15 protein-coding genes are annotated in these 20,025 nt (G+C 59.8%); 7 read left to right on the forward strand and 8 right to left on the reverse strand.

What is annotated here, in order from left to right:
- Positions 1 to 36: 36 nt before the first annotated feature.
- Entirely contained in the window at positions 37 to 945 is a 909-nt protein-coding gene (locus AC0ZWN_RS05505) for a DMT family transporter (RefSeq protein WP_476334315.1), read from the reverse strand.
- A gap of 85 nt (positions 946 to 1,030) precedes the next feature.
- Positions 1,031 to 2,656, reverse strand: a complete 1,626-nt coding sequence (locus AC0ZWN_RS05510; RefSeq protein ID WP_476334316.1) for a methyl-accepting chemotaxis protein — start codon at positions 2,654 to 2,656, stop codon at positions 1,031 to 1,033.
- A gap of 397 nt (positions 2,657 to 3,053) precedes the next feature.
- Between AC0ZWN_RS05510 and aceK the strand changes: the two genes are divergently transcribed.
- From aceK to AC0ZWN_RS05535, 5 genes are all read left to right on the forward strand, one after another.
- Positions 3,054 to 4,775, forward strand: a complete 1,722-nt coding sequence (aceK, locus tag AC0ZWN_RS05515; RefSeq protein WP_476334317.1) for a bifunctional isocitrate dehydrogenase kinase/phosphatase — start codon at positions 3,054 to 3,056, stop codon at positions 4,773 to 4,775.
- 284 nt (positions 4,776 to 5,059) lie between these two features.
- On the forward strand, positions 5,060 to 8,971 hold the full coding sequence (hrpA, locus tag AC0ZWN_RS05520) for an ATP-dependent RNA helicase HrpA (protein ID WP_476334318.1): 3,912 nt from the start codon (positions 5,060 to 5,062) through the stop codon (positions 8,969 to 8,971).
- A gap of 319 nt (positions 8,972 to 9,290) precedes the next feature.
- Positions 9,291 to 10,412, forward strand: a complete 1,122-nt coding sequence (locus tag AC0ZWN_RS05525) for a beta-ketoacyl-ACP synthase III (protein WP_095049275.1) — start codon at positions 9,291 to 9,293, stop codon at positions 10,410 to 10,412.
- A gap of 137 nt (positions 10,413 to 10,549) precedes the next feature.
- A complete protein-coding gene (locus tag AC0ZWN_RS05530; protein ID WP_093438125.1) occupies positions 10,550 to 11,161 on the forward strand; it encodes an RNA polymerase sigma factor in 612 nt (203 codons plus the stop codon).
- The gene (locus tag AC0ZWN_RS05535) at positions 11,155 to 11,391 is read left to right on the forward strand and encodes an anti-sigma factor family protein (RefSeq protein ID WP_093438121.1); all 237 of its coding nucleotides are present in this window, start codon (positions 11,155 to 11,157) and stop codon (positions 11,389 to 11,391) included. Before AC0ZWN_RS05530 ends, AC0ZWN_RS05535 begins: the two co-directional genes overlap by 7 nt.
- A gap of 143 nt (positions 11,392 to 11,534) precedes the next feature.
- On the opposite strand, the gene AC0ZWN_RS05540 is transcribed toward AC0ZWN_RS05535, so the two are convergent.
- On the reverse strand, positions 11,535 to 12,857 hold the full coding sequence (locus AC0ZWN_RS05540; RefSeq protein ID WP_007914428.1) for a putative porin: 1,323 nt from the start codon (positions 12,855 to 12,857) through the stop codon (positions 11,535 to 11,537).
- Positions 12,858 to 13,139: 282 nt separating this feature from the next.
- Between AC0ZWN_RS05540 and AC0ZWN_RS05545 the strand changes: the two genes are divergently transcribed.
- A complete protein-coding gene (locus AC0ZWN_RS05545; protein WP_476334319.1) occupies positions 13,140 to 14,264 on the forward strand; it encodes a GNAT family N-acetyltransferase in 1,125 nt (374 codons plus the stop codon).
- Between the two features lie 116 nt (positions 14,265 to 14,380).
- Here the strand turns inward: AC0ZWN_RS05545 and aqpZ are convergent, their stop codons facing one another.
- The 5 genes from aqpZ to AC0ZWN_RS05570 all read right to left on the reverse strand — a co-directional run bounded on the left by aqpZ (position 14,381) and on the right by AC0ZWN_RS05570 (position 19,576).
- On the reverse strand, positions 14,381 to 15,073 hold the full coding sequence (gene aqpZ / locus AC0ZWN_RS05550; protein WP_476334320.1) for an aquaporin Z: 693 nt from the start codon (positions 15,071 to 15,073) through the stop codon (positions 14,381 to 14,383).
- A 279-nt stretch (positions 15,074 to 15,352) separates the two neighbouring features.
- Complete coding sequence (locus tag AC0ZWN_RS05555) at positions 15,353 to 17,185, reverse strand: ABC transporter ATP-binding protein (protein WP_311886135.1); 1,833 nt, start codon at positions 17,183 to 17,185, stop codon at positions 15,353 to 15,355.
- 88 nt (positions 17,186 to 17,273) lie between these two features.
- Entirely contained in the window at positions 17,274 to 17,831 is a 558-nt protein-coding gene (locus AC0ZWN_RS05560; protein WP_476334321.1) for a peptidylprolyl isomerase, read from the reverse strand.
- Positions 17,832 to 17,834: 3 nt separating this feature from the next.
- Positions 17,835 to 18,638, reverse strand: a complete 804-nt coding sequence (locus AC0ZWN_RS05565) for an alpha/beta fold hydrolase (RefSeq protein ID WP_476334323.1) — start codon at positions 18,636 to 18,638, stop codon at positions 17,835 to 17,837.
- 14 nt (positions 18,639 to 18,652) lie between these two features.
- Positions 18,653 to 19,576, reverse strand: coding sequence for a PA3225 family LysR-type transcriptional regulator (locus AC0ZWN_RS05570; protein ID WP_007914443.1), 924 nt, complete (start codon positions 19,574 to 19,576; stop codon positions 18,653 to 18,655).
- A gap of 49 nt (positions 19,577 to 19,625) precedes the next feature.
- On the opposite strand from AC0ZWN_RS05570, the gene AC0ZWN_RS05575 reads away from it, so the two are divergent.
- Positions 19,626 to 19,940 (forward strand): 3-phosphoglycerate kinase, encoded by a 315-nt coding sequence (locus AC0ZWN_RS05575; RefSeq protein WP_476334324.1) that lies wholly within the window; start codon positions 19,626 to 19,628, stop codon positions 19,938 to 19,940.
- Positions 19,941 to 20,025 lie beyond the last annotated feature (85 nt).

Here is a 20,025-nt window from a genome sequence, read left to right on the forward strand (position 1 = left end):
CCTGCTCGCGATGGCCTTTTCGGCAACAGCACAAATTTATCGGGCCGGCGCCTCAGCCGGTTTCACCACCGCCGGCTTCAACACCAGCCACAACGCCAGCGCAATCAACACCCCGCCATAAATGTGCGCCATCGACAACGGCTCATCCAGCAGCAACGCCCCCCACAGCACGCCGAATGGCGGAATCATGAAGGTCACGGTCATCGACTTCACCGGCCCGATCGAACTGAGCAGGCGGAAATAAATGATGTAGGCAAACGCCGTGCAGCCAAGACCCAGGCCCAACAGCGACAGCCAGACATTCCAGCCACCCCAACTGACCGGCGGTGCGGTGATCACGCTATATCCAAACAACGGCAACAGAAACAACGTCGCACCGAGCATGCTGCCCAGCGCCGACAGGCGACTGTCCAGACCACCAGCCTGATCCAGCCAGCGCCGCGCGAGGAATCCGGCAAAACCATAACAAGTGGTCGCCAGCAAACAGGCGAGGGCGCCCATCAACAGTTGCAAGTCGAACGCCACCGGGCCGGCGCGGGTCAGCACGCCAACGCCGAACAAGCCGAGGAACACCCCGCCCAGTTTGGCTGCGGTGAGTTTTTCACTGAAGAACAACCCGCCAATCAGCACGCCCATGAGCGGCGTGGTGGCGTTGAAGATCGCCGAATAACCGGCCGGTAACACCTGGGCCGCGACCGAATACAGCGTCGCCGGAATCCCCGAGTTGATCACGCCCAGCAGCATCACGGTTTTCAGTTTGCCTTTGAAATCCCAGCGTACGCGCATCAGCCCGAGGATCACCAGCAGGCCAAGGGCCGCAATCGACACGCGAAAGAATCCGGTCGGGATCGTGCCGATCACCGGCGCAATAATGCGCATGAACAGAAAACTCGCGCCCCAGATGGCCGCCAGCGACAACATACGGAAAATATCGACAGGGCTCACGGCGGGTCTCCTTCCTTGATCGGGACGAGAGTGTTGCCGAGCGCCCTGCCGAAGGCAACCGCTAATCGGGCATGCAACTGTTCGTTCAGATCACAAAGCGTGTGACCAGGCCGTTCAAGTCGACGGCCAGACGCGACAGTTCCTGGCTTGCGGCCGAGGTCTGGGTGGCGCCAGCGGCGGTCTGGGTCGAGAGGTCGCGGATGGTCACCAGATTCTGATCGACCTCGCGAGCGACCAAGGCCTGTTGCTCGGCTGCACTGGCGATCACCAGATTGCGCTGGTTGATCTGCGAGATCGACGCGGTGATTTTCTCCAGCGCCTGACCTGCGCTGTTGGCCCGGCGCAGCGTTTGACCCGCCTGCTCGGCGCTGCTTTGCAATGCGCCCACGGTAGCGCCTGTGCCTTGCTGGATGCTGCTGATCATCAGCTCGATTTCCTCAGTGGAGTTCTGCGTGCGTTGTGCCAGCGAACGCACTTCATCGGCGACCACCGCAAAGCCGCGCCCGGCTTCACCGGCGCGGGCCGCTTCGATCGCCGCATTGAGCGCCAGCAGGTTGGTCTGTCCGGCAATCCCGCGAATCACTTCCAGCACTTTGCTGATGTCCTGTGCCTGCGTGGCCAGGCCTTCGGCTTGTTCGGAAGCACCGAGTACCGCATCGACCAGCTCCTGAATCGAACTGATGGTTTCGCTGACCTGCACATGGCCGTGCTTGCTGTCCTCGTTCGACGCGGCGGACGCCTCGGCGCTGGACACCGCGTTGGCCGCGACTTCGTCCACCGCGGTGCTCATCTCGGTCACTGCGGTGGCGGCTTGTTCGATCTGATCGTTCTGCTGTTGCAGGCCGCGAGTGCTTTGCTCCATCACCGAACTCATTTCCTCGGCCGCGGAAGCCAGTTGCTGTGCCGATTCGCTGATGCCGCGAATAGTCGAGCGCAGATTGCCCTGCATCTCGGCCAAGGCGTCGAGCAGATCTGCAGCCTCATCTTTACCAGTGCTGACGATCTGTCCGCTGAGATCACTGGCAGCAATGCGCCTTGCGACATTCAGCGCCTGATTGATCGGGGTGGTAATACTACGCGTCAACTGCCAGGCCAATAGCAGCGTGGCAATCAGGGCAACCACGATGATGGTCGCGACGATCCACAATGCTCGTAGATATATCGTTGCGGCGGCAGCGGCGGCGGTATTGGCGCCTTGCTGATTGAACGAGATCATCTGCTCCAGGGCCTTGTCGAGCAGCGTTCCCTGTGGCGCCAGTTCATTGTTAAGCCGCGTGTAGGCCTGTTCACTTTGCCCGGCGTCGATCTGGCCGATGATCTGTTCGAGGATGTTCATGTACTTGGCCGTGTTGGCATTCAAGCCGTCGAGCATCACTCGTTCTTCTTCGCTGGAGAGCAGGGTTTTGTGATCGGCGAGGCGTTTGAGCAATTCTTCGCGCTGCGCTTTGATGATGCCTTTGCTTCTGTCGCGCACGGCAGGTTGGGTGCTGGTGATCAGGCGCAACGATTCGAGGCGAATGCTGGCGATGTTCGCCGCCGCGACATGGATGTTCTCGATGCTTGGCATCCATGATTCTTCAATCACTGCTGCACTCTCGCGCAGGGTTTTCATCTGGCCCAGCCCGAACAGGCCGACCACCACCAGCAGACCGGCCAAAACGGCAAAGCTCAAACTGGCGCGCAAACCTATGCGCAGATTCCGGATAGACATCAGTGTGCTCCTTGATCTTTGAGGGGGGGAGGTCGTCCTCGTCAGCGAGGATCTTGTTATGAAGGGGGTAATGGCGGGCTGTATATCAAAGTGCCACTATTTTGGTAAGACCAATCTGGAAGCGTCGCTGTCGGTAAACGCATGCGCAGCAAAGCAACGAGCTAGACGCGTCTGGTCAGTATTGGAGCCGAAACCCAGCGAATTCGCGGGCTGGCGCGGGGCGACAAGAAGAACCGCTCAGGCGATTAACTGACCGAACGGTCGATTAAAAAAACTTTGCTGAAAACTGTGCCGTTGTACAACCCCGACGCAGAATTGGCCGAAATTGCACTTCACGCGCACACGCTTGCGTGGCTAAGCTCAGCACAGATTTCCCATGCACGCAGAGGTCTTATCTATGCCGCAGCAATGGCCCGCCACCGGTATCGCCCGCATGATCCTCGATGGCTTTGACGATTACCGCGAGCATTTCCGGCGAATTACCGACGGCGCCCGGGAGCGCTTCGAGCAGGCGCGCTGGCAGGAGACGCAAACCGCGTCGGCGGCTCGGATCAATCTCTACGAAGAAAAGGTCGGCGAAACCATCGCTCGCCTGCGCGAATACTTCGATGATGAAACGCTGATTAACGTCAGCTGCTGGCCGCTGGTGAAAAGTGCCTACATCAGCGTCATCGACCTGCGCTTCGATGATGAGTTGTCCGAGACCTGGTACAACTCGATTTTCTGCGGGCTGTTCAGCCACGACCTGATCAGCGACGGCTGCATGTTCATCCACACCACCCGCCCGAGCCTGCGCCGAGCCCGCGCCGCGCAAACCCGCACCTACAAACCGCAAGGTCAGTTGTCGGGGATGCTCGCGAGCATTTTTGCCGATTACCGTTTCAGCGAGGATTACGCCGATCTGCCGGGTGACCTGCGTCGCCTCGAAGCGCAACTGCGTGAGAACCTGCCGGACTGGGTGTGCAAGGACCCGGAGCTCAGCGTCGAGCTGTTTTCCTCGGTGTTGTACCGCAACAAGGGCGCGTACCTGGTCGGGCGCATTTACACCCGTGACGAGCAATGGCCGCTGGTGATTCCGTTGTTGCATCGAGAGGGGCGCGGGATTCAGATCGACGCGTTGATCACCGACGAAGCTGATGTATCGATCATCTTCTCGTTCACCCGTTCGTATTTCATGGTCGATGTACCGGTGCCGGCGGAGTTCATCGGCTTCCTGCGACGCATTCTGCCGGGCAAGCACATTGCCGAGTTGTACACCTCAATCGGCTTCTACAAGCACGGCAAGTCCGAGTTTTACCGCGCGCTGATCAATCACCTGGCCAACACCGATGACCAGTTCATCATGGCGCCGGGCGTGCGCGGCATGGTCATGAGCGTGTTTACGCTGCCGGGCTTCAACACCGTGTTCAAGATCATCAAGGACCGTTTCTCGCCGTCGAAAAACGTCGACCGGGCCACGGTGATCGAGAAGTACCGACTGGTGAAAAGCGTCGACCGGGTAGGGCGCATGGCCGATACCCAGGAGTTCGCCGATTTCCGTTTTCCGCTGAGCAAGTTTGATCCGGCGTGCCTGGAGGAGCTGCTGGAGGTGGCGCCGTCGACGGTGTCGGTCGAGGGCGACACGGTGTTGATCCGTCACTGCTGGACCGAGCGGCGGATGACCCCGCTCAACCTCTATCTGGAAAACGCCAACGATGCGCAGGTGCGTGAGGCGCTAGAGGATTACGGCCTGGCGATCAAGCAACTGGCGGCGGCGAACATCTTTCCCGGTGACATGCTGCTGAAGAACTTTGGCGTCACTCGCCACGGGCGCGTGGTGTTCTACGACTACGACGAAATCTGCTTCCTGACCGAAGCCAACTTCCGTCACATCCCGCAACCGCGCACACCGGAGGATGAAATGGCCTCGGAGCCGTGGTATTCGATCGGGCCGCTGGATGTCTTTCCTGAGGAGTTTCCGCCGTTTCTGTTTGCCGATTCGGGGCAGCGCAAGTTGTTCGATCAGTTGCATGGCGAGTTGTATAACGCGGATTACTGGAAGAGCTTGCAGGAGGCGATTCGGGCGGGGAAGGTCATTGATGTTTTCCCGTATCGGCGTAAAGGTCTCGATAACGAATAAGCCAGAAACCCTCACCCCAGCCCTCCCGAAACGTCGGACCGCCCATAGGGAGGCGGGGCCTACCGAGGTGCCTCAGGTCGAACGCCTACCTGAAAGGCCTTGGCGATTATGGATTCGGTAAATTTCTTTCAGGTCGATGGACCTCTGGAATATCCCCCAATCGGTCCCCTCTCCCTTTGGGAGAGGGCTAGGGTGAGGGCAGCAATCCCCCCGACACGCCACAAATCCGCCAAATCTGCGACAATCCGCCCCCTGCATAAATAGACGACCGAATTGCCTACCCGATGACCGACGAATCGCCCTCCATCGACAAACTGCTGAAGAACCTCGATCACGCCATGCTCGCCGACCGGCACCGGCTGCGGCGGCAGTTGCTTGAGCTGCGCAAGAAACCCGACGAGGCCAAACTGGCCCAGTGGGTGACGCGCATGCAGGCGTCCTGTGATCAGGTGCTGGCACGGCGGGCCAGCCTGCCGGTGATTCGTTACGACGACAGTCTGCCGATTGCGGCCAAGCGCGACGAGATCAAGAAGGCGCTGGAAAAGCATCAAGTGCTGATCATCGCCGGCGAAACCGGCTCGGGTAAAACCACCCAGTTGCCAAAAATCTGTCTGGAAATCGGTCGCGGTCAGCACGGTCTGATCGGCCACACCCAACCACGTCGAATCGCTGCGCGCAGCGTCGCCAGCCGGGTCGCCGAAGAACTCGCTACGCCACTTGGTGCGCTGGTCGGCTATCAGGTGCGTTTCGAGGATCAAAGCGATTCCAATACTCTGATCAAGCTGATGACCGACGGTATTCTGCTGGCGGAAACCCAGAACGATCGCTACCTCGAACGCTACGACACGATCATCGTCGACGAAGCCCACGAACGCAGCCTCAACATCGACTTCCTGCTCGGCTACCTGAAAACCCTGCTGCCGCGTCGCCCGGACCTGAAAGTCATCATCACTTCGGCGACCATCGATCTGGAGCGCTTCTCCAAGCACTTCGACGATGCGCCAATTGTCGAAGTCTCCGGCCGCACCTTCCCGGTGGACACCTGGTATCGCCCGCTGACCCTGGAGCAGGACGAAGAGGGCAACCGCGTCGAGGATGACCTGACGGTGGATCAAGCGATCCTCGCGACCCTTGACGAAATCGCCGCTTACGAGCGCAGCGAACGCCGCAGTCCGGGAGACGTGCTGGTATTCTTGCCCGGCGAGCGCGAGATTCGCGACGCCGCCGACATGCTGCGCAAGGCGCAACTGAAACACACGGAAATCCTGCCGCTGTACGCGCGCTTGTCGCCGGCCGAACAACAGCGGATTTTCCAGTCGCACCCGGGCCGTCGCGTGGTGCTGGCGACCAACGTCGCCGAGACCTCGTTGACTGTGCCGGGCATCCGTTACGTGATCGACAGCGGCACCGCGCGCATCAGCCGCTACAGCTATCGCGCCAAGGTCCAGCGTCTGCCGATCGAGGCGATTTCCCAAGCCAGCGCCAATCAGCGTAAAGGTCGCTGCGGTCGGGTTGAGCCGGGCATTTGTATTCGGCTGTACAGCGAAGAGGATTTTAACGGGCGCCCGGAATTCACCGATCCAGAGATTCTGCGCACCAACCTCGCTGCCGTGATTCTGCAGATGCTGCATCTACGTCTCGGCGAGATCACCGCGTTCCCGTTTATCGAGCCGCCGGATGGCAAGGCGATCAGCGACGGTTTCAACCTGCTGCAAGAACTCTCGGCGGTTGACCGCAACAGTCAGCTGACGCCGCTCGGTCGCCAACTGGCGCGCCTGCCGGTCGACCCGCGCATGGGCCGTATGCTGCTTGAAGCAGCCAAGCTCGGCAGTTTGCAGGAAGTGCTGATCGTCGCCAGTGCGATGTCGATTCAAGACCCGCGCGAGCGTCCGCCGGAGCGTCAGCAAGCTGCCGATCAGGCCCACGCGCAATGGAAAGACACCGACTCGGACTTCGCCGGACTGGTCAATCTGTGGCGCGGTTTTGAAGAGCAGCGCCAGGCGCTGACCGCCAGCCCGTTGCGTAACTGGTGCCGGAAGAATTTCCTCAACTATCTGCGTCTGCGCGAGTGGCGCGACTCGCATCGGCAGTTGAGCCTGATCTGCCGCGACATGCAGCTGAGCCTCAACAAAGAGCCGGCGGATTACCCGAAACTGCACAAAGCGGTGTTGGTCGGGTTGCTTAGCCAGATCGGTCAGAAAACCGAGGATGGCGATTACCTCGGCGCGCGTCAGCGACGTTTCTGGATTCATCCGTCGTCGGGCATCGGCAAGAAGCGCCCGCAGTGGCTAATGACCGCCGAACTGGTGGAAACCACCAAGCTTTATGCACGCATGGTCGCCAAGATCGACGCCGACTGGATCGAGCCGCTGGCCGGGCACCTGATCAAGAAAAACCACTTCGAACCGCATTGGGAAAAGAAGCGCGGCCAGGTCGTGGCCTATGAGCAGATCACTTTGTTCGGGCTGATCGTGGTCGGCCGCCGGCCGGTGCATTACGGCCCGGTGGATCCGGTGGTTTCTCGCGAATTGTTTATCCGTGAAGGTCTGGTACGCGGGGAGATTCAGTCCAGAGCCAAGTGCCTGACGGCCAACCAGCAACTGCTGGAACAGCTCGACGAACTGGAAGCCAAGGCCCGTCGTCGCGACATTCTCGCGGATGAAGAAACCCTGTACGCGTTCTACGACGCGCGATTGCCGGCGGAGATTCACCAGACCGCGACCTTCGACAGTTGGTACCGCATCAATAGCCAGAAGAATCCGCAGTTGTTGATCATGCGCGAAGAAGACGTGCTGGCCCGCGAAGCCAGTGAAGTCACCGCGCGGGATTACCCGGACACGCTGCACATCGGCGATCTGGAACTGGCGCTGACTTATCACTTCGAGCCCAATCATCCGCGCGACGGCGTGACCCTGCGCGTGCCGGCCCCGCTGTTGCCGATGCTGCCACCGGAACGCCTGGAATGGCTGGTGCCGGGGCTGATCGAGGCCAAGTGCATCGCCCTTGTGCGCAACCTGCCGAAGGCCTTGCGCAAGAACTTCGTGCCGGTGCCGGACTTCATCAAAGCCGCGCTGCAACGCATGACCTTTGCCGAGGGTTCATTGCCGCAAGCGCTCGGTCGCGAACTGCTGCGCATGACTGGCGCGCGGGTCAGTGACGAGGCGTGGGCTGAAGCCGAGCAAGGCGTCGAGGGGCATCTGCGGATGAACCTGGAAATTGTCGACGGCCAAGGCAAATTCCTCGGCGAAGGTCGCGATCTGGCCGAGCTGACCGCACGGTTTGCCGAAGCCAGTCAGGCCGCGCTGGCGGTGCCGCAGAGTGCGAAAAGTCAGCAACCGGTGGAGGCCAAGGTCTTCGCGCCGGTCGCGGAAAAGACTCAACAGAAGATCGCCGGGCTGTCGATGACGGTATATCCGGCGCTGGTTGAAGAGGGCGGCACGGTCAAGGAGGGACGTTTCTCGACCCCGGCCGAAGCCGAATTCCAGCATCGTCGCGCCTTGCAGCGGTTGTTGATGCAGCAACTGGCGGAACCGGCCAAGTTCCTGCGTGGCAAGTTGCCGGGGCAAACTGAGCTGGGCTTGCTCTATCGCGAGTTGGGCCGGGTTGATGCGCTGGTCGAAGACATTCTGCTGGCGAGCCTCGACAGTTGCATTCTCGAAGGCGAAGACTCGCTGCCCCGCGACGGCGCCGGTTTGGCGGCACTGGCCGAGCGTAAACGCGGCAGCTGGACCGAGCACGCCGAGCGCGTGGCCCGGTTGACCCTGGAAGTTCTCAAGCTGTGGCACGGCCTGCAAAAGCGCTTCAAGGGCAAGATCGATCTGGCCCAGGCCGTGGCGCTCAATGACATCAAGCAGCAAATCAACAATCTGGTGTATCCGGGGTTTGTCCGCGAAACGCCGATGCAGTGGCTTAAGGAGTTGCCGCGTTACCTGAAAGCGGTCGAGCAGCGCTTCGAAAAGCTCGGCGCGCAGGTGCAGAAGGATCGCGTCTGGAGCGGCGAACTCGCCGGCCTCTGGGGGCAATACCAGACTCGCGCGGCGAAACATGCCCAGGAAGGCAAACGCGATCCGCAGCTTGAGCTGTATCGCTGGTGGCTGGAGGAATACCGGGTGTCGCTGTTCGCCCAGCAGTTGGGCACCAAGGTCCCGATCTCCGACAAACGTCTGAACAAGCAGTGGACCCAGGTCGAACCGTAACGCTGATCGTTCCCACGCTCTGCGTGGGAATGCCTCTGGGGACGCCCCGCGTCCAGTGACGCGGAGCGTCACTGGCTGCATTCCCACGCAGGAGCGTGGGAACGATCATCCGTGTTGATCTTGAGAAAGGCGCCAAAATCCTGCGTTTATGGCAAACTTCGCGACCATAAACGCCGGTTTCGCGACCCAGAGCCTTCGGCCGGTTCGCGCGACGGAATAAAGCGATGCCAGGTTTGCGTCCCCCGGATGGGAATAGACCCTTTGTGTGTTGGTACGACGGTTCCAGCACTTTCTGCCTGAACAGATTAGAGAAACGACCATGCATAACGTCGTCATCAGCGGCACCGGCCTGTACACCCCGGCCAACAGCATCTCCAATGAAGAGCTGGTGCAGTCTTTCAATACCTACGTCGCCCAGTTCAACGCCGACAACGCCGAGGCCATTGCCAGCGGCGAGGTCCAGGCCCTGACCGAATCCAGCGCCGCGTTCATCGAAAAAGCTTCAGGCATCAAGAGCCGCTTTGTCATGGACAAGGACGGCATCCTCGATCCGCAACGCATGGCCCCGCGTCTGCCGGAGCGTTCCAACGACGAATGGTCGGTGCTTTGCCAGATGGCTATCGGCGCTGCCGAACAGGCCCTGCAACGTGCCGGCAAAACTGCTGCCGACATCGACGGCGTGATCGTTGCCTGTTCCAACCTGCAGCGCGCCTACCCGGCCATCGCCATCGAAGTCCAGGAAGCCCTGGGCATTCAGGGTTTCGGTTTCGACATGAACGTGGCCTGCTCCTCGGCGACTTTCGGCATCCAGGCCGCTGCCAACAGCGTGCAACTGGGCCAGGCCCGGGCGATCCTGATGGTCAACCCGGAAGTCTGCACCGGTCACCTGAACTTCCGTGACCGCGACAGCCACTTCATCTTCGGCGATGCCGCGACTGCAGTGATCATCGAGCGCGCTGAGACCGCGACGTCCAAACACCAGTTCGACGTGGTCAGCACCAAGCTGCTGACCAAGTTCTCCAACAACATCCGCAACAACTTCGGTTTCCTCAACCGCGCGGCGGAAGAGGGCATTGGTGCCCGCGACAAACTGTTCGTGCAGGAAGGCCGCAAGGTGTTCAAGGATGTCTGCCCGATGGTTGCCGAGCTGATCGGCGAGCATCTGCAAGAGAACCAGCTCAACGTCGGCGACGTGAAGCGCTTCTGGCTGCACCAGGCCAACCTGAGCATGAATCACCTGATCGTGCGCAAGTTGCTGGGTCGCGAAGCCACTGAAGAAGAAGCCCCGGTGATTCTCGACACCTACGCCAACACCAGCTCGGCGGGTTCGGTGATTGCTTTCCACAAGTATCAGGATGATCTGGCTGCCGGTTCGCTGGCGGTGTTGAGTTCGTTCGGTGCAGGCTATTCGATCGGTAGCGTGATTCTGCGCAAGCGTTGAAAATCGGTTTAATTTCCTCCTAATCGCGCCGACCTTTCCTACATCCGAATCGGCTCAAACGCTGTAATTTTTCGGAAATGGCGGCAGGTGAAGACCTGCCGCTATCATTTTCGGAATCGGCACAAGGAGATTTTTGGATGGCGGCTGACGACACCCAACTGCTTGCGCGCCTGCTGGCGGGTGAGCAAAAGGCTTTCAAGGAACTGGTGACGACGTATCAGAGCGCCATGCGCGCCGTGGCGTATGCGATTGTCGGCCAGCGTCATGTCGAAGAAGTGGTGCAGGACGCCTGGTTGTCGGTGGTGCGCCACATCGCCAGCTTCGAAGGCCGCTCCAGTCTCAAGACCTGGCTGTTGACCATCACGGCCAACTCGGCCAAAAGCCGTTATAAACAAAATCGCCGGGAAGTGTTGATGGATGATCTGCCGTCACCCCATGGCACGATCGACGATGACCGCTTTTCTCCCGGTGACGGCCATTGGCTGGTTGCCCCGTTCGCCTGGCATCAGGACACCCCGGAAGCCTTGCTGACCGAAGGTGAATTGCGTGACTGTCTGGAGCACACCCTGCTGAACCTGTCGGAACTGCAAAGCAGCGTTTTGTTGTTGCGCGAACGCCAAGGGCTGGAGCTGGAGGAGATCTGTAATCTTCTGGAGATCTCGCTCTCCAATGTCCGTGTGCTGCTGCATCGTGCGCGGCTGAAAGTCTTCGCGACCGTGGAGCATTTTGAGGAGACAGGGGAATGCTGACCTGTAAGGAACAAGTGGCGCGCTCCAGCGATTATCTCGATGGCCAATTGAGCTTTCGTGAAAAACTGATGGTGCGCCATCACCTGATGTTTTGCCCGAACTGTCGGCGTTTCATTCGTCAGATGCGTTTGATGCAAGCGACCTTGAAGGCGATGCCGGAGAAACCGGAAGAGGGTGTGGACGCGCTGGCTGAGCGTCTGGCTACGCAGAGGCGGGACGATAGCCCGTAAAAACACAGCCCGGTGCAGCGCCAGCGAACGGATGATGGGGATCGCTGTAACTGCACCGGGCTGCAGGAAAATCAGCTTCGATCGGCAAATCGCAGGGGGAGCTGTGACTTGCGGCTTGTCGCTCGAAGCTTGTAGCTGTTTTCTTAGAACTTGGCTTCCGCGTCCAGCTGCAAGGTGTTGGCGTCAGCGTCACGCTGGGTACGGCTGGCGAAGTCAGCCTTGGTCAGGAAGTACGTGGCACCGATAGCGAAGTTCTTGTCGATGTCGTAACCGACCTTGAACTTGTGGCCACGGGAACCGGTGGTGCCATTGGCGAAGTCGGAGTCGGTGAAAGCGCCGACTACGGCGTTGCGCTGCACGTCACGATAGTTGTAATCGAGGTTCAGGCCGAAGACTTTCGACTTGGCACCCAACAGCCACGCGGTGTCCTGATCGGTCACGGCATCGTTGTTCTTCACGTACTGACCGTAGAACGACAGTGGCATTGGCAGACCGCCGATGTCGACCTGGCTGAAGCCTTCATACAGACGGAATTCGTTGTTGGCCGAGTTGCCGTTGACCGCCAGTGCGCACGGTGTGGAAGTGCCGGTGCAGCGGCTGTCTTCGTCGTTCTGGTAGGCGTAGACACTACCGCCCAGAGTCACTTTCAAGTTGTCAGTGATGTTGAAGCGGCTACCCAACTGGCCGGCGGTCAGACGCAAGTCGTGACGGAATTGCACGCCATCGCCGTCGACGTTGTCCTTGAGGTTGTAGTTACCCAGGCTGCCGAACAGTTCGGCGCTGCTGCCCAACGGGTATTTGTAGGTAACGGCCAGACCTTCCGGGTTGATGTCGCTATCCCAGATCACGTCGCCCATGCTGACCCACGGCTGGAGCATCTTGCCGCCGATGATGTGCAGGTTCTTGATCTGGTCAGGGTGGTAGTCGATGTAGCCCAGATCCAGCCAGATCTGCTTCTTGTCGAAGTAGTTGTCCTGGTCCTGGTTGGTCGAACGGGCATCATCGCCGCCGCCGGTGGCGATACGGATACCGGTGTCGACTTGCGGGTTGATCTCGGTGTAGGCACCCAGACGGGCGCGGATGCGCTGACGGTCCTTGTCGCGGCCGCCGTTGTTCGGTTCGCCATCGATCTTGATGGTTTCCTGACGGATACGCACATCGCCCTTGAATTGGGTCTTGGCTGCCCAGGCGAGTTTCTGGTCGAAGACGCTTTGTTCGTTGGTCTTCTTCGCAACAGCGGCGACTTGTTCGTTGGTCTCTTGCTGCGCCTGCTGCGCGATTTGCTGAGCCTTCTGATCCTTGGCCAGTTCAGTTTGCAGTTCGATGTACTGCGCCTGGGAAATGGAACCGTTAGCCTTGAGCATGTCGAGCAGTTTGGCGTCGACTGCAGCACTGGCCGGAACACTCATGGCCAGCAACAAGCCACCGCACAGGGCCGCCGCAGTTTTCGTGGAAGCAAGACGCATAGCAATCTCCGAAGATGAGAGGGGATGGCACAACCATCCGGGGCACAACCGACGATTCGAGCGTCGGAAAACAGTGTCCGGGTAGAACCCGGCGCTCTAAAAACAGGCGCCAGTATCGCGATGGTTTATGACAGAGCAGTGGCACAGTGATGGCAGGTTGATGACGATATCGATTTGGCCTGAACTATTGATCTAGAGCGCTGTCGGCCGATTGCGGGTGTGCAATGCCACGCAATCGGCGATACTCGCCGGGCGCTGAAGTCTTGTTGTGGAGAGCTGTCGATGCCGTTGCAATGCCTGCAAAACCTGTCGCAAATCGCTCCGGCAACCTGGGATGCGTTGGTGCCTGAAAGCCAGCCATTTCTGCGCCACGCTTTTCTCAGTGCACTGGAGGACAGCGGCAGTGTCGGCCCTCATACCGGCTGGCAACCTGAGCATTTGCTGCATATTGAAGATGATCGACTGATCGCCGCACTGCCCAGTTATCGCAAGTGGCATTCCTACGGCGAGTACGTGTTCGATCACGGCTGGGCCGACGCCTGCGCCCGCGCCGGTATCGATTACTACCCCAAGCTTTTGACCGCCGTGCCATTCAGTCCAGTCAGCGGCCCGCGCCTGTTGGCGGCCAATGTCGAAGACGGTTTCGAGCTGCTCAAGAGTCTGCCTGGTTACCTGGAGATCGAAGGGCTTTCCAGTGCGCACATCAACTTCACGGATCCTTTCACCGACGCTGCAATGGCCGAGCAACCAGGCTGGCTGCAACGTATTGGCTGTCAATATCACTGGCAGAATCGCGGGTATCGCGACTTTCAGGATTTCCTCGACGTACTCAGTTCGCGCAAGCGCAAACAGATGCGCAAGGAGCGCGAGCAAGTAGCGGGGCAGGGCTTTGCGTTTGAATGGCTGGAGGGGCGCGAGCTGGACGAGGCGCAGTTGGATTTTGTCTACGCCTGCTACGCCAATACCTATGCGGTCCGGCGTCAGGCACCGTACCTGACGCGGGAGTTTTTCAGTCTGCTGGCCGAGCGTATGCCCGAGGCGATCCGCGTGGTACTGGCCAAACAAGGCTCACGGCCGGTGGCGATGGCCTTCAGTCTGGTCGGTGGCGACAGTTTCTACGGGCGCTATTGGGGCTGTCTGGCGGAGTTTGATCGGCTGCACTTTGAGACGTGTTTTTACCAGGGCATGGATTACGCGATCGCGCAGGGTTATCAGCGTTTCGATGCTGGCGCTCAGGGCGAGCACAAGTTGATTCGTGGCTTCGAGCCGGTGATCACCCATTCATGGCATTACTTGCGTCATCCGGGGTTGAAAGCGGCGGTGAAGGATTTCCTGAAACAGGAACGCGCCGGCGTCCTCGCTTATGCCGAAGAAGCGAAAACCGCGTTGCCTTATCGCCAAACCTAGATCCCTTGTGGGAGCGAGCTTGCTCGCGAAAGCGGTGTTGCAGTGACATGGATATCAGCTGACACACCGCCTTCGCGAGCAAGCTCGCTCCCACATTTGTTTTGTGTATGCCTTGGCTACTCTTCTTTGCCCAACCAGCGATAGATCCCGCCACCGACCACCGCGCCAATCAACGGTGCGACCCAGAACATCCACAACTGCGCAATCGCCCAGCCGCCGACCATCAGTGCCGGTCCCGTGCTACGGGCCGGGTTCACCGAGGTGTTGGTGACGGGAATCGAGATCAGGTGAATCAGCGTCAGACCCAGGCCGATGGCGATCGGTGCCAGCCCCGGTGGTGCGCGTCTATCGGTCGCGCCCAGAATGATGATCACGAACATCGCCGTCATCACCAGCTCGGTCAAAAAACCCGCCGCCATGGAGTACTTCCCCGGCGAATGCTCGCCATAACCATTGGATGCGAGGCCGGCGGCGATATCGAAACCCTCCTTGCCGCTGGCGATGTGCGCGATCAGCGCCGCCGCGAGAATCGCGCCAAGCACCTGCGCGATGATGTAGGCGGGCAACTCTTTGGCCGGAAACCGACCGCCGACGAACAGACCGACCGACACGGCCGGGTTTAGGTGACATCCGCTGATGTGACCGATGGCGAATGCCATGGTCAGCACCGTCAGACCAAACGCCAGGGCCACCCCCAGCACTCCGATTCCCAACGGTGAAGACGCGGCGATCACCGCGCTGCCGCAACCACCCAATACTAACCAGAACGTACCCAACAACTCAGTGACTGAACGTTTGAACAGAGACATGAGAGGCGTCCTTGATAGCCCTGCTATCGAGACTGCATCGAGTTGTGCATCCCTGCAGATTTACGACAGGTTTCGTACCGAAACCTTGGCTGAGTACAGCAGGCTTTCTGCGGATTTCCAGCAGCCACAAAAAACCGCCAGCGCCCGTGGTTTGCGGGCTGTGGCGGTGATCGTTCCCACGCTCTGCGTGGGAACGCCTCAAGGGACGCTCTGCGTCCACTGACGCGGAGCGTCACGGGCTGCATTCCCACGCAGAGCGTGGGAACGATCATGGGAAGGTCAATCGATACCGACAAACCCCCCTGTCTGGTGCGCCCAAAGTCGTGCATACAGACCGCGATGGGCCAACAGCTCGGCATGGGTGCCGCTCTCGGCAATCTTGCCGTTCTCCAGCACCACCAGCCGATCCATCCGCGCAATGGTCGAGAGTCGGTGCGCAATCGCGATCACGGTTTTGCCCTGCATCAGGGTTTCCAGGCTTTCCTGAATCGCCGCTTCGACTTCCGAATCCAGTGCCGATGTCGCTTCGTCCATGATCAGGATCGGCGCGTCCTTGAGCAGCACGCGTGCAATGGCGATGCGCTGGCGCTGCCCACCGGACAGTTTCACCCCACGCTCACCGACATGCGCATCAAAGCCTGTGCGGCCCTCAGCGTCCGACAGTAGCGGAATGAACTCATCGGCGCGCGCCTTGTGCACCGCATCCCACAACTCGGCGTCGGTCGCATCCGGTTTGCCGTACAGCAAGTTGTCGCGGATCGAGCGGTGCAGCAGCGAGGTGTCCTGGGTGATCATGCCGATGCGCGCACGCAGGCTTTCCTGGCCGACTTCGGCGATGTTCTGGCCGTCGATCATAATCCGTCCGCCCTCGACGTCGTACAGGCGCAGCAACAGGTTGACCAGCGTCGATTTACCGGCACCGGACGGCCCGATCAAACCGATTTTCTCACCCGGTTTGATGTTCAGATTGAGATCGCCGATGATCCCGCGCTTCTTGCCGTAGTGAAAATCCACGTGCTCGAAACGCACTTCGCCACGGGCCACTTCCAGCGGTTTGGCCTGCTCGTGATCGGTGACGCTGACCGGTTGCGAAATGGTCTGTAAGCCGTCCTGGACCATGCCGATGTTTTCGAAAATGCCGGTGACCACCCACATGATCCAGCCGGACATGTTGACGATGCGAATGACCAGACCGGTTGCCAGGGCAATCGCACCGACAGTGATCAGCGACTGCGTCCACAGCCACAAGGCCAGGCCTGTGGTGCCGACGATCAACAGGCCGTTCATGGTGGTAATGGCGATGTCCATGCTGGTCACAACGCGGCCTGCCAGTTGGGCTTTTTCGGTTTGTTCTTCGATTGCTTCGCGGGCGTATTGCTGCTCGTAATTGGTATGGGCGAACAGCTTCAGGGTGGCGATATTGGTGTAACCATCGACGATCCGCCCCATCAGTTTGGAGCGTGCATCGGAGGACACCACCGAGCGCTCCTTGACCCGCGGCACGAAGTAACAGAGCGCGCCAATGTAAGCGGCGATCCACGTCAGCAACGGAATCATCAGGCGCCAGTCCGCCTCGGCGAACAGCACCAGCGAGCTGATCGCGTAGATCAGCACATGCCACAACGCATCCACTGCTTGCACCGCAGAGTCACGTAGCGAGTTGCCCGTCTGCATGATGCGTTGGGCGATACGACCAGCGAAGTCATTCTGGAAAAAGTTAAGGCTCTGCTTGAGCACGTAGCTGTGGTTCTGCCAGCGGATCATGCTGGTCATGCTCGGGCTCAGGGTCTGGTGCACCAGCAGGTCGTGCAGGCCGACAAAGACCGGGCGCAAGATCAGCGCGACCACGGCCATCCAGGCCAATTCCAGGCCATGCTCCTGAAAGAAATTCGGATTCGGTGCACCTTGGGCGAGGTCAATGATGCGACTGAGGTAGCTGAACAACGCCACTTCGATCAGGGCGCCGAACAGTCCGACGGTGAGCAGGGCGGCAAAACTCGGCCAGACCTGCTTCAGGTAATAGGTGTAGAAGGGCAGCACGCGATCCGGCGGGGATGCCGTGGGGGCGTCGCGGAACACGTCGATCAGTTGTTCGAAACGGCGATAGAGCATCAGATAACCGCCCGGAGCACGGGCTCTCCTTTTATCGGTGTGAGCGGCGCGGGATCAGGCCAGCGCCGCTCGATACGCCCTGTACAGCTTAGTCGATGACTTTGGCCGACTTGATGAATACAGGGTCGGCAGGTACGTCTTTCATGCCGCTTTTGATGGTGGTCGGCGAGTTGACGATGATGTCGACAACGTCCATGCCTTTGACCACTTTGCCGAATACTGCGTAGCCGTCGCCCTGGTCGAGGAAGTCGTTGTCCTTGACGTTGATGAAGAACTGGCTGGTCGCCGAATCAGGTACGGAAGTGCGAGCCATGGACAAGGTGCCACGAACGTTCGCCAAACCGTTTTTGTGTTCGTTCTTGATCGGAGCCTTGGTTTCTTTCTGCTGCATCTGTTGAGTGAAACCGCCGCCCTGGACCATAAAGCCCGGGATCACACGGTGGAAAATCGTGTTGTTGTAGAAGCCGCTGTTGACGTAATCGAGAAAGTTCTTGGTACTGATCGGTGCCTTGACCGGATCCAGTTCGATTTCGATCTGGCCGTTGGTGGTGTCCAGCAGCACATGCGGTGCCTTGGCTGGCGTAGCAGCCATCAGGTTGGCGGCAAACAGCACAGTACCAGCGGCGAGGGCGAGTTTTTTCAACATGGGTCAGTGATCCTGAGATTGAATATCGGCTGCGGCGAGAAACTCCAGCAGCGTTTGATTGAAACGTTCGGGTTGATCGAGCGGGGTGGCGTGGCGCGAATCGGCGATCACCACCAGCCGCGCATTCGGCAGCAGTTTTACATAGGTTTCTTTCAGCGCCACCGGTGTGTAGTCACGGTCGGCGCTGATGACGAGCGTTGGACAGGACACTCGGGAAAGTCGTTCCTGAACGCCCCAGCCAACAATCGCATCGAAGCTGGCGAGATAAGCACGTTTGTCGTTTTTTGCCCAGCGTTCGGCCATTTTCTGTCGCAGATCCGCCTGTTCCGGTTTCGGAAAAAGTTTACCGCCGAGGGCTTTGCCGATGGTCGCGAGGCTGAGTACGCGCATCAGGCTCCAGCGTTTGAACCACTGCCAGTAGTCGTCGCGGCTGCGGATTTTGACCTCGGGCGCACTGTTGACGATGGTCAGGCTCTTGAGCATTTGCGGATGATCGACGCCGAACTGGAAGCCGATCATGCCGCCCATCGACAGCCCGACGTAGTGCACCGGGCCGAGGTTCAAGTGCTCGATCAGCGCCAGCATATCGGCACTGAAACCGGCGATGCTGTAGCGTTCGCGCGGTTTGTCCGAGCGCCCGTGGCCGCGGATGTCCGGGACGATCACGCGGTAGTGCGCGGCCAGGGCCGGGATCTGCATTTCCCAGTCCAGTGTGCTCGAACCGAGCCCGTGAACCAGCAGCAACGGCGCGCCGTGGCCATATTCCTCGTAGTGCAGGTTGCAACCTTCATGTTCGAACCAGGCCATCGGTGAACTCCGTGTCAGGCTTGTTCAGGGGCGGCGAACGGTGCGTCCAGCGGCAAGGTGTCGAAGGTACGCAGCAGTTCGATGAGGATTTGCGTGGCCGGGCCCAGGGGTTTGTCCTTGTTCGAATACAGATAGAAGCTGGAATTGCGGTTGCCACCCCTGTCCAACGGTAGCAGCTTGAGCGAGCCATCCTTCAGCTCTCGTTCAATCATGTGGCGAGGCAGCCAGGCAAAACCGAGGCCGCTGCTGACGAACGTGGCCGCCGTGGCGAGGCTGCCAACGGTCCAGCGCTGCTCCGCGCCGAGCCAGCCGACATCTCGTGGTTGCTGGCGGCCGGAGTCGCGGATCACCACTTGCATCTGGGTTTCCAGATCCTGAAAGCTCAGCTCACGGTTGAGCCGGTGCAGCGGGTGATCGGGGTGGGCGACGGCGACGAATTCGACGTCGCTCAGTTCCGCACCAAGGTAACCGGGAATGCTCAGGCCGGTGATGGCCAGATCGGCCACGCCTTCGAGCAGCACTTCTTCGACACCCGACAACACTTCCTCACGCAAACGCACGCGGCAGCCGCGACTCTGCGGCATGAACGCGGTCAGCGCGCGGACGATGCGTGCGCTTGGATAGGCTGCATCGACCACCAGCCGCACTTCGGCTTCCCAGCCTTGCTCCATGTGATGGGCGAGGTCTTCCAGTTGACTGGCCTGTTTCACCAGTTGCCGCGAGCGGCGCAGCAACACACCGCCGGCTTCGGTGAGCACGGCTTTGCGCCCGTCGATCCGCAGCAACGGCACGCCGAGCTGGTCCTGCATGCGGGCGACGGTGTAACTCACCGACGATTGCGAACGGTGCAAGGCCTCAGCGGCCTGGGCGAATCCGCCGTGGTCGACCACGGCCTGCAATGTTCGCCATTGATCAAGGGTCACGCGGGGCGCTTTCATCAATAGCTCCTCTTGTCCTAAGCTGGCCGTCCCTCATGGAGACTGCCGAATGAAAAAATTCTGTTGTGTGCTGCTGGCGCTGCTGCCGCTGACTGCTTTTGCTTACCCGATCGATGTGCAGAAGGATCTCAACGGCATGAAGATCGATTACGAGTCTTACGACACCGACAACGACATCGGCTCCATTCGGGTGGCCAACTACGGTGACGTCGACGCAGTCTGCAAGGCCGTCTTCAACAATGGCCCGGAAGCACCACGCACCCGCACGATCGAGGTACCGGCCGGCAAACATAAAAACGCCACGGCCAAGTTCACCCGCGAGATCATCAAGCTGCGCATCAAACTGACCTGCGTCCCGAAATAACACCGTATTTAGCTGTGGGAGCGAGCCTGCTCGCGAAGGCGGTGTTTCAGTAAACACATTCCTTGACTGACACACCGCCTTCGCG

The organism is Pseudomonas sp. 3B-A001-10F, from assembly GCF_056313565.1.

Excerpts from the sequence above, each read along its gene's own strand:
- AC0ZWN_RS05510 (WP_476334316.1), bottom strand. The coding sequence starts at position 2,656 with ATGTCTATCCGGAATCTGCGCATAGGTTTGCGCGCCAGTTTGAGCTTT.
- aceK (WP_476334317.1), top strand. The coding sequence starts at position 3,054 with ATGCCGCAGCAATGGCCCGCCACCGGTATCGCCCGCATGATCCTCGAT.
- hrpA (WP_476334318.1), top strand. The coding sequence starts at position 5,060 with ATGACCGACGAATCGCCCTCCATCGACAAACTGCTGAAGAACCTCGAT.
- AC0ZWN_RS05525 (WP_095049275.1), top strand. The coding sequence starts at position 9,291 with ATGCATAACGTCGTCATCAGCGGCACCGGCCTGTACACCCCGGCCAAC.
- AC0ZWN_RS05530 (WP_093438125.1), top strand. The coding sequence starts at position 10,550 with ATGGCGGCTGACGACACCCAACTGCTTGCGCGCCTGCTGGCGGGTGAG.
- AC0ZWN_RS05535 (WP_093438121.1), top strand. The coding sequence starts at position 11,155 with ATGCTGACCTGTAAGGAACAAGTGGCGCGCTCCAGCGATTATCTCGAT.
- AC0ZWN_RS05540 (WP_007914428.1), bottom strand. The coding sequence starts at position 12,857 with ATGCGTCTTGCTTCCACGAAAACTGCGGCGGCCCTGTGCGGTGGCTTG.
- AC0ZWN_RS05545 (WP_476334319.1), top strand. The coding sequence starts at position 13,140 with ATGCCGTTGCAATGCCTGCAAAACCTGTCGCAAATCGCTCCGGCAACC.
- aqpZ (WP_476334320.1), bottom strand. The coding sequence starts at position 15,073 with ATGTCTCTGTTCAAACGTTCAGTCACTGAGTTGTTGGGTACGTTCTGG.
- AC0ZWN_RS05555 (WP_311886135.1), bottom strand. The coding sequence starts at position 17,185 with ATGCTCTATCGCCGTTTCGAACAACTGATCGACGTGTTCCGCGACGCC.
- AC0ZWN_RS05560 (WP_476334321.1), bottom strand. The coding sequence starts at position 17,831 with ATGTTGAAAAAACTCGCCCTCGCCGCTGGTACTGTGCTGTTTGCCGCC.
- AC0ZWN_RS05565 (WP_476334323.1), bottom strand. The coding sequence starts at position 18,638 with ATGGCCTGGTTCGAACATGAAGGTTGCAACCTGCACTACGAGGAATAT.
- AC0ZWN_RS05570 (WP_007914443.1), bottom strand. The coding sequence starts at position 19,576 with ATGAAAGCGCCCCGCGTGACCCTTGATCAATGGCGAACATTGCAGGCC.
- AC0ZWN_RS05575 (WP_476334324.1), top strand. The coding sequence starts at position 19,626 with ATGAAAAAATTCTGTTGTGTGCTGCTGGCGCTGCTGCCGCTGACTGCT.